Source organism: Labrys sp. (in: a-proteobacteria) (genome assembly GCF_047605565.1).
Classification (GTDB): domain Bacteria; phylum Pseudomonadota; class Alphaproteobacteria; order Rhizobiales; family Labraceae; genus Labrys; species Labrys neptuniae.
This window is the reverse complement of sequence record NZ_JASGFM010000051.1, coordinates 35158-44667: the sequence shown is the minus strand read 5'-3', so window position 1 is coordinate 44667 and position 9510 is coordinate 35158. Positions and strand designations below refer to the sequence as shown.

Sequence of the window (9510 nt, the reverse complement as noted above, 5' to 3'; positions counted from 1 at the left end):
TCAGTTGGTAGAGCATGCGACTGAAAATCGCAGTGTCGGTGGTTCGATTCCGCCCTCAGGCACCATCAGCCCTTCCGCTGATTTCCAAATTCTTCGAAATCGTCGAAAAAATCAACGCTTTGACACCAAAGCGCGCGTTGTTATGGGCTTAGTCTATCCGCTCGCAGATGTGAAAGTCTGCAAGGATCTGCGCGCTGCGACGTTCTCCAGGGTCACGGCGAGGCTCCAGTCGAAACGAATAGCCTGATAGTCGCGCGGGCCAAAGAGCGCCTCCACAACCGAACATTAACCCCATGCCGCGAACACTGTGCCGGAAGGCATAACGGTGGGGACTGATATGGACTTACGCGACACGGCGAACGTGATTGATGCGCGCCAGGCGTTTCTCGATGCGGAGTTCGATTTCATCTGCCGCCTCCCGCCAGGATATGCTGCCCCGACCTCGGGCGGCTCGCCACCGGCAGATCTGTCCGCCTTTCGCCAAGCCAAGGCCGCTGCGAGCCAATCAAGCGTTGAAACGATCACACCGCCCCGATCGCAACAAATCTAGCTGGTCACACGACACAAGCAGTTGTGACCATAGCCTATCCGCACCCACGATCCTCTCATCGCCGGCCCGTTTTCGGCCCATGCCCCGCGCGACGCGACGGAATCCCGGACCGCCCCACTCCCGCGCATTTCCGTCATGGAAGCGTTCAACAAAGCCCCGGTCAGAAAGAACTCTGCCCTTCTGATCGGGGAGCGAAGTTTGGTTAAAGCGTTTTTCGATTTGGTTGAACCACCAAGAATCGTAAAAACGCGTCGTATCAAAGAGTTAGAGCAAAAAAGCGTTCACGCTTGAACGCGCTTTGCTCTGGGGGTCATCGGCCCGGGCGCGTGGGCCATGGGCGGATCCATGCGCTCGGGCCTAACCGACAATCCGATAAAAGCCGAGGATTGCTCTTCGCAGGCCTCGCGGACGCCAGCCTGTCGTCTGCTTAGCACGGGATCAGGGCAAGAGTTTGAAACGCCCGGGTCCGCCCCCTCTGAGCTGCCCCCCTGCCCCGTCGCGGCTATTGCCAGGTCCAACGATTGTTCAGACCCTGGCCACGTTCCAGCGTTGGATTGTCTCCCCATTTGCGCTCGGCCCAGGTTTCGTAGAGGGCCAGGTCGAGCGCATTGTCCTGCAGGATCTTCTGACGCAGTGCCTCGCCAATATCCTGGCTGCGCAGCGCATTGGTGGGCGCGGCATTCTCATGGGGCAGTTTCTCGAACTTCCAGCCGATATCCTGGGTCATCTGCTCCATCACCGCATCGCAATTGCGATAATCGCCGACGAACCAGAACGTCTCGAACTGCCTGGACAGGAACTCGAACCTCTGGCGCTGGCTCATCTTGCGGATGCCCAGGGAGGACAAGCCGAAATAATGCCTGAAATAAAAGCGGCTGATACGGTTGTGCTTGTTGGTCGGGTACCATTGCTCGAAGGACATGCCCACGATCCGATGTCTCTCGGGCGTCTTCTGCAGGAAATTATAAAGCGAGACATAGAAGGACACCGGTTCCCGGAGCAGGCCGACCTCCCGGATGACGCGGCCCTCGAACCCCCGGGCGGCCGTGCGCGGCAATCTGTGGCCGAACAGGATGCGGATTTCGTCGCGGTCGGCTTGGGGCACGCGGTTCACGGGATCGAGCCAAGGCCGTTGCTCGGGCTTGGAATAGATCACGGCGGAACCGCGCGGCGGGACATCGTGCAGGAGATAGTCCCTGACGCTCAGGCCGGCGCACTTCAGGATATGCGGAAAGAGATAGACGGTGGTGTTGCTGCTCATCAAGTCTCGCCAGGCTCAACCTCCTGCCGGCACCGGCCGGAAGAGTTGACCCCCTCACCCCTCATTTCTTGGCCAGGGGAACATTCGTACCGCATTGACCATGGTGTCATTCGATCTTCTGGCTGCCCCTGCCCGACAATCACTAGACCGACAAGCCATCAGCAGTCACTACAAGGATCGACTACATATAGTAAGTCGGCGGCGAGGCAACGGGCCTGTTCGCGAGGGCACGCGTGATTGCAACCAATCGTGTATGCCTCTGCAAGGGCGACAGGCCTGGAAACGACACCGGCCCGTCCTCGCGAACGGGCCGTTCGATCGCGGTACCCCTCGCCTCAGACCTTCCGGCGCCGGCGATACTGGTCGATCACCACGGCACCCACGATGATGGCGCCGAGCACGATCTGCTGCAGGGAGGCGGGAACGCCGAGGAAGGTGAAGCCTGAGGTCACCACCGAGAGGATGAGGAGGCCGATCACCGTGGAGGTGATGCGCCCCACGCCGCCGGAGAGCGAGGTGCCGCCGATCACCACCGCTGCGATGGCCTGCAGCTCATAGCCGAGGCCTGCGCCGGCCTGGCCCGAGCCGGCACGGGCGATCTGCACCACGCCGGCCAGCCCCGAAAGCAGGCCGGCAAAACCATAGACCTTGACCAGGTGCCACTTCACGTCGATGCCCGAAACGCGAGCGGCCTGCATGTTAGAGCCGATGGCATAGGTGAACTTGCCGTAGCGCGTGTAGCACATGGCGATATGGAAGATCAGCGCCACCACCAGGAAGATCACCGTCGGCACGTCGATGGAGAAGCCGAAGAGTTCCACGGGCGAGCCGATGACGCGGAAGGAAGGCGTGAAAGTGCTGACGGGCTGGCCATTGGTGTACCAGGTGGCGAAGCCGCGCGCCGAGACCATCATGCCGAGCGTGGCGATGAAGGGCGGCACATTGGCGTAGGCGATCAACGCGCCGTTGATGACGCCGGCAAGCAGCCCCGTCGCCAGGCCCGCCAGCACGGGAATGATGAAAGGCAGGTCGGTGAGGTGAGGATAGACCACGGAGCGCGCCGTGCTCACCTGCGCAAGCGAGGCGGCGATCATGGCGGTGGCACCCACCACGGAGCCGGAGGACAGGTCGACGCCGCTGGTGATGATGGTCTGCGCCACGCCCACCGCGATGATGCCGATCACCGCCACCTGCAGGAAGATGATGCTCAGGCGCCCCGCATTGAAGAAGAAGCTCTGGCTCTTCAGCGGCCAGCCGATGAGCTCGAATATCGCCACGATGACGGCGAGAACCGCCAGGATGCTCAGTTCCTGCGGCAGCCGGCGATGCGGCTTGACGCTGGATATCTGCGGCGATTTGCCGGCAGCCTCATTCGCGGACATGGGATCCTCCAATTCTATCGCTAAGCGCCTCACGGCGCATCGTATCGGGGTTCTTCCAATTCCAGGGCCTCGCGCCTCAGCGCGCGGCCAGTTCCATGATCTTGACCTGGTCCGCCTCGGCGCGGTCGAGGATGCCGGTGGCATGGCCGGCATGCATGACGAGGATGCGGTCGCTCATGCCCAGCACTTCGGGCAGTTCCGAGGAGATCATGATCACAGCCACGCCCTCGCCCGCCAGCTTGCTGATGAGGCGGTGGATTTCGGCCTTGGCGCCGACATCGATGCCGCGCGTCGGCTCGTCGAGGATGAGGATGCGCGGATTGGTCAGGAGCCAGCGGCCGATCAGCACCTTCTGCTGGTTGCCGCCCGACAGGTTCTCGATGCGCTCATGCAAGTTCGGCGTCTTGACGCGCAGCGCCGCGCTCATCTCGGTGCAGGCCGGCGTCACCTCGCCCGCGGCGACGAAGCCGGCCTTGACGTAGCGCTGCGTCAGCACCGCCATCTGCATGTTCTCGAGAATATCGAGGATGAGAAAGCAGCCCGTATCCTTGCGGTCCTCGGTGAGAAACGCCATGCCCTGGCGCATGGCGACCGCAGGCGAGGAGATGGAGACGGGCTTGCCGAAGACCTCGATCGTACCGGAGGAGGCCGGCGTCACGCCGAACAGGGTCTCCGCCACATTGGAGCGCCCTGCCCCGACCAGCCCGGCGAAACCAAGGATCTCGCCGGAACGCAGGTCGAAGGAGACATCGTGGAAGACGCCATCCAGCGTCAGGTTCTTCACGGACAGGACCACGTCACCGATCGGCACCGTCTCCTTGGGGAACATCTGGGTGATCTCGCGGCCGACCATGCGGCGGATGATCTCGTCGCGCGTGAGATTGGCGGCTAGGTCCGTGCCGATATATTTGCCATCGCGGAAGATCGAGACTTCGTCGGCGATCTCGAAGAGCTCGTTCATCTTGTGCGTGATGTAGACGATGCCCTTACCCTGGGCCTTGAGATCGTGGATGATCTCGAACAAATGCGCGACTTCCGTCTCGGTCAGCGCCGACGTCGGCTCGTCCATGATCAACACGTCGGAATTGTAGGAAATCGCCTTGGCGATCTCGACCATCTGGCGGTTGGCCACCGAGAGCGAGCCGACGGGCACGGTGGGGTCGATCTTGATCTTGAGCTGCTCGAACAGCTTGGCGGTGCGGCGGTTGAGCTCGCCATGGTCGACGAAACCCAGTCGGGTCAGAGGCTCGCGCCGGATCCAGACGTTCTCCGCCACCGTCATGTACTGCATCAGGTTGAGTTCCTGATGGATCATGGCGACGCCTTGCTGGAGCGCATCGAGAGGCCCGGAGAACTGCACCTCCTGCCCGCGCAACTTCATCACGCCGCCGTCGCGCTGATAGACGCCGGCAATGATCTTCATCAGCGTCGACTTGCCGGCGCCGTTCTCGCCCATCAGGGCATGCACCGTGCCGGGACGCAATTTGAAGGAAACATTGTCGAGCGCCAGCACGCCGGGAAAGCCCTTGCGTACGCCCTCCACCTCGATGAGACAGGCAGAGTCCGAGGTACCGCGGCTCGGCGCCGCCGATTGCACTACAGCCATCCTTGTTCTCCCTCATGCCGGCGCCGGGGCTGGCGACGTGTTTCATCGGTCCGGAACCGAGGTCCGGACATTGTCGCGTCTGGCGAGAAGATCGTGAGCGCCTCCGGCCCTTCAGCCGGAGGGCTCTTATGCAGTCCGATCAGTTCTTCTTGAGGTAGTTGTCGATATTGGCCGGGGTCACCAGCTCGAAAGGCACCCAGACCATGGCGTCGACCTTCTCGCCCTTGGCAAGCTTCAGGGCCGTATCGACGGCACCCTGGCCCTGGCCGGCGGCGTTCTGGAACACGGTGACCTGCAGGTCGCCATCCTTCATGGCGCCGAGGCCGTCCTGCGTGGCGTCCACGCCGCCGACAAGGGTCTTGCCGCCAGCAAGGCCGGCCTGCTTGAGCGCCTGGATGGCGCCGATCGCCATTTCGTCATTGTTGGAGATCACGGCAGCCGGCTTGATGCCCGAGGTCAGCCAGTTGGTCATCAGGTCGATCGCCTGGGTGCGGTCCCAGTTGGCCGTCTGCTTCTGCAGGATCTTCATGCCCGTGCAGGGCTCCTTGGCGATCACGTCCTCGACGTCCTGCGTGCGCTGGCGGGCGGCCTGGTTCGACAATTCGCCCATGATCACCACGATATCGCCCTTGCCACCGAGAAGCTTGCAGATCTCCTTGGTTTCGAGCGTACCGGAATCAACCTCGTTCGAACCGACGAAGGCGACCTTTTCGGGCAGCTTCTCTTCGGAGGGCATGCGATTGACATAGACGAGCGGGATGCCGGCATCGGTGGCGAGCTTGGTCATCTGCGGGGTAGCATCGGTGTCGACCGGGTTGACGATGATGGCGTCGACCTTCTGGGCGATGAAGTTCTGGATCTGGCTGAGCTGCTTGTTGACGTCGTTCTGCCCGTCCTCGATCTGAAGGTTCACGCCGGACTTGGTCTTGGCATAGTCGGTCATGCCATTGCGCAGCACGGTGAGGAAGTTGTCGTCGAACTTGGCCATGCTGACGCCGATATTCTCGGCATAGGCCGTGCCGCACAGCAAGACCGTTGCGGCGAGCGCGAAAAGGGTCCGTTTCATCGTGTCTCCTCCCTGGGTCGGATGTCCGGCAGCACCCGTCATTTTCCGGATAATTCCCTTTCGGGGAATTGGTCGATCGTTCAAGCGTTTGCGGTTCGCCGGGATGGCCCGCAATCACAAAGACGCGTAGAAACAAAGAGCTGGAAAAGCGCGTCCACGGATGAACGCGCTTTGCCCTAGGAAACCAAGCCTGCCGCAATCAGCGCCATGCTCGCGGCAAGGCGAGCCTGGACCTGTTTGGCGTCCATCTGCTGGATGCTTTCGGCGAAAGGCTCGAAGGAGAGCGCACCGGCATAACCGCCAGCGCGCAACGCCTCGATCTGAGCGACATTGCCCAGACGATCATCCGCTCCCACGAGACCGCGATGGCTGTCCCGCATCTCCCCCACTGCCACGGACGCATCGTCCACGCCGGAGATATGAACCAGCCCTGTGCGGTCCGGGAACAACGCCGCCTCGCCCGCGAGATGATGATGGAAGGTATCATGCACCAATTTGAAGGTCCGCGCACCATCGACAGCATCGATGGCGGCAACGGCTTCCGACTTCAGGCGCAGGGAGCAGATCTCGAAACCCAAGGGCTCGACGAGGCCGGTCAGCCCGCGCCGAGACAGGATTGGCCCGAGTGCCTGCAACGCCTCGATCAACCGGGGCAGGCGCTCGTGATCGCCGCGCCCCTCGCCGTCGTTGCGCGGCACCAGCACGAGAGCCTTGGCGCCCGCACCGGCCGCATAATCGGCGAGTTCTTCGGCTTCCGACGCGCGTGCCGCGCCCCAATCGTTGAAACGCTGCAAGGCATTGATCGACAGGATTTCGACGCCGGCGCGCTGCGCCTCCTCCCTCACCGAGGCTGCCGGCGTTCCGTCGAGGATGGCGTTGCCGGTGAGGTCGTTGCGGATCTCGACCCTGTCGATCCCCAGATTGCGGGCAAGTGCGAAGAATTCGGCAGGCCGCAGCTTCGGTGCGGTCATATGGTTGAGAGCGAAGGGTTCGGCTCCGCTTGTCATGAAACACTCCTTGCAGGCGCAAGCGCCCTATTTCCAACCTCGCCGGCGCCGTTTGCGGCGCCATGTGCTCCGATACCGATCATCAAAAATAGAATGATTGGACCGTTTTTGAACTTAATTGGAATTAATATTCTATTTTTGCACTGCGCTGTCAAGTGCGCATTTCAGTCGCGCGCGGCCGCCAACGGGCCCGAGCGCGCGCCTTGCAAGATCAAGCAAGCACCGGCCTTCTCAGATATTTTCGGGAAGATAGAGATTGAAAGGCAGGAAGGTCTGTCCGGTTCCTTCCACGCTGCCGGCGAGGCAGGCCTGGGCCATGACGCGGACGAGCTCCACGGGCAGTTGCGGCAGCGGTGTCGCAATGACGAAGGAAATCACCTCTTCGCTCAAGGCAAGGCGCGAATCCGGTGTCAGTTCCGGGCAGACAGCCACCAGCCCCTTCGCCTTTTCCTCCCGCAAGGCGGCTATCACTCCCTCCATGCCGCCTCCGGCCACATAGAGACCGGCCAGGTCCGGATAGCGCCTGATGAGCCCGAAAGTCGCTTCATAGGCTATGCTCGACTCTTCCAGATTGACACGGCTGTCCAGCACCTCGAAATCCGGGGCATGTTCGCGGAAATAGCTGCGCAGCCCGATCTCGCGCAGTTCATGGCCATGGAAACGGTGACTGCCGAGAATGATGCCGATCTTGCCGGGCTGGCGAGCGGTGCGGGCGATGAGCCAGCCCGCGGTGCGCCCGGCCTTGCGGTTGTCGAGACCGACATAACCGGCGCGGTGTTCGGCGGCAAAATCGGACAGCAGCGCAAAGACGGGCACGTTGCGGGCCTTCAGTTCCGCCACCGCCACGGTAATCAGGGGATGGTCCACGGATACGACAGCAAGAGCCTGGCACCTCTCGCCGAGACTATGCATCCGCTCGGCCACGGCTGCCGGCGAGGTATCGCCATGGTGCTCGATCACAGCGGAGATGCGGAAGCCGGGCGCCGAAGCTGCGGCCTCCGCAATGGATTGAGCCAGCAGGCTGTAGAAAGGGGACGCGGATTTGAGCAACAGGAAACCCAAGCGCAGATGCGGCACTTCGCGATCGAGGCGTTGCTGGATCAGCCCGGCGGCGTAGTAGCCAAGCGTCTTGGCCGCCTCGGCTACGCGTCGGGCCGTTTCCGGCCGAACCGGAAGCCGGCCGTTCAGAACGCGGTCGACCGTTGCGGGGCTGACGCCCGCCTCCTTCGCGACATCCTGGATCGTCGGCCTGGCCATGGTGGCTCTGATGGAATTACATCATGATGATAGTTGTTTTGACGTGTTTTGATAGAAACTGTCAACGCCCCATTGAGCCCCGAACCGGTGCGACATAGCATCCGGATCAAGGATGAGGCCTGATCGGAACCAGGCCATAGCGTTTTGCGATTTGACGGTGTCAGCAGGAATCACAAAGACGCATCCAAACAAAGAGTTAGAGCAAATAGGCGTTCACACTTGAACGCGTTTTGCTCTAGATATAGGGAGCTCGCGATGAGGCCGACCCGGCGCGACTACAGTCTGATCGGGCGTGATGCCCAGGCCGCCGTCGAGAGCGGCCTCGCCGCTGCCGAATGGTATCGCTGCGACATTCCCCGCAAGCGCATGAAGGAGCTCATGCAGCGCAAGGACGGCCCGGCGATCCGAGACACCGCGCTTTGGCTGGCCGGGTTGCTCGCCAGCGGCCTCGCCGCCGGGCTGCTCTGGGGAAGCTGGTGGTGCCTGCCGTTCTTTGCGCTCTATGGCATTCTCTATGGTTCGGCCTCGGACTCGCGCTGGCACGAATGCGGGCACGGCACTGCTTTCCGTACGCGCTGGATGAACGACGTCGTCTATCACATCGCCTGCTTCATGATCATGCGCGAGCCGACGATCTGGCGCTGGAGCCACACGCGCCATCACACCGATACCATCATCGTGGGCCGCGACCCCGAGATCGCGGCAATGCGGCCGCCGGCAATCCTGCGCCTCATCTCCAATATCTTCGCGATCGCCTCGACCTGGGCCGCCCTCAAGGGTCTCGTGCTGCATGCCACCGGCCGGCTCAGTGAGGAGGAAGAGACCTTCGTGCCGGAGATGGAACGCAGCAAGGTCTATCTGGTCGCACGCATCTGGCTTGCCATTCTCGCCGCCACCATCGCCCTCTCGCTGGCGCTGCAGTCCTGGCTGCCGATGATGTTCGTGGGCGTCCTGCCCACCATGTATGGCGGCTGGCTGACCCTCTATTTCGGGCTGACACAGCATGCGGGCCTGGCCGAGAACGTGCTCGACCATCGTCTGAACTCCCGCACCGTCTACATGAACCCGTTCTTCCGCTTCGTGTATTGGAACATGAACTATCATGTCGAGCACCATATGTTCCCGATGGTGCCCTATCACGCACTGCCGGAACTGCATAAGGCCATGCTCGCCGACACACCGACGCCCTATCGCAGCACGATCCAGGCCTATCGGGAGATCATCCCGGCCCTGCGCCGCCAGATGAAGGATCCTGAATATTTCGTGCGCCGGATGCTGCCCGCGAGCGCCCGCCCCTATCGCCCCGATCTGCATGGCGAAGTGGTCATGCCCGACGATCCGCGCGCCCGCTTTGCCGGCCAGCATCACTGACAGACACAAG

8 protein-coding genes are annotated in these 9510 nt (G+C 62.2%); 2 read left to right on the top strand and 6 right to left on the bottom strand.

The genetic code is table 11. The features are described 5' to 3' along the window. Positions 1–337: 337 nt before the first annotated feature. Complete coding sequence (locus QM672_RS29235) at positions 338–550, top strand: hypothetical protein (protein ID WP_311934406.1); 213 nt, start codon at positions 338–340, stop codon at positions 548–550. A gap of 502 nt (positions 551–1052) precedes the next feature. On the opposite strand, the gene QM672_RS29230 is transcribed toward QM672_RS29235, so the two are convergent. The 6 genes from QM672_RS29230 to QM672_RS29205 all read right to left on the bottom strand — a co-directional run bounded on the left by QM672_RS29230 (position 1053) and on the right by QM672_RS29205 (position 8129). Next, the gene (locus tag QM672_RS29230; RefSeq protein ID WP_311934405.1) at positions 1053–1811 is read right to left on the bottom strand and encodes a hypothetical protein; all 759 of its coding nucleotides are present in this window, start codon (positions 1809–1811) and stop codon (positions 1053–1055) included. A 335-nt stretch (positions 1812–2146) separates the two neighbouring features. Next, on the bottom strand, positions 2147–3193 hold the full coding sequence (locus QM672_RS29225; protein WP_105865301.1) for an ABC transporter permease: 1047 nt from the start codon (positions 3191–3193) through the stop codon (positions 2147–2149). A gap of 76 nt (positions 3194–3269) precedes the next feature. Further along, positions 3270–4799 (bottom strand): sugar ABC transporter ATP-binding protein, encoded by a 1530-nt coding sequence (locus QM672_RS29220; RefSeq protein ID WP_415086822.1) that lies wholly within the window; start codon positions 4797–4799, stop codon positions 3270–3272. Between the two features lie 139 nt (positions 4800–4938). Further along, on the bottom strand, positions 4939–5865 hold the full coding sequence (locus QM672_RS29215; RefSeq protein ID WP_311934402.1) for a sugar ABC transporter substrate-binding protein: 927 nt from the start codon (positions 5863–5865) through the stop codon (positions 4939–4941). A 176-nt stretch (positions 5866–6041) separates the two neighbouring features. Further along, positions 6042–6872 (bottom strand): TIM barrel protein, encoded by an 831-nt coding sequence (locus QM672_RS29210; RefSeq protein WP_367625713.1) that lies wholly within the window; start codon positions 6870–6872, stop codon positions 6042–6044. A 231-nt stretch (positions 6873–7103) separates the two neighbouring features. Next, a complete protein-coding gene (locus tag QM672_RS29205; RefSeq protein WP_367625712.1) occupies positions 7104–8129 on the bottom strand; it encodes a LacI family DNA-binding transcriptional regulator in 1026 nt (341 codons plus the stop codon). A gap of 255 nt (positions 8130–8384) precedes the next feature. Here QM672_RS29205 and QM672_RS29200 point away from each other — a divergent pair, with 255 nt between their 5' ends. Continuing rightward, positions 8385–9500 carry a fatty acid desaturase family protein gene (locus tag QM672_RS29200; protein WP_415086819.1) on the top strand — a complete coding sequence of 372 codons (1116 nt, stop codon included), beginning with the start codon at positions 8385–8387 and terminating at the stop codon, positions 9498–9500. The last annotated feature ends 10 nt before the right edge of the window (positions 9501–9510 follow it).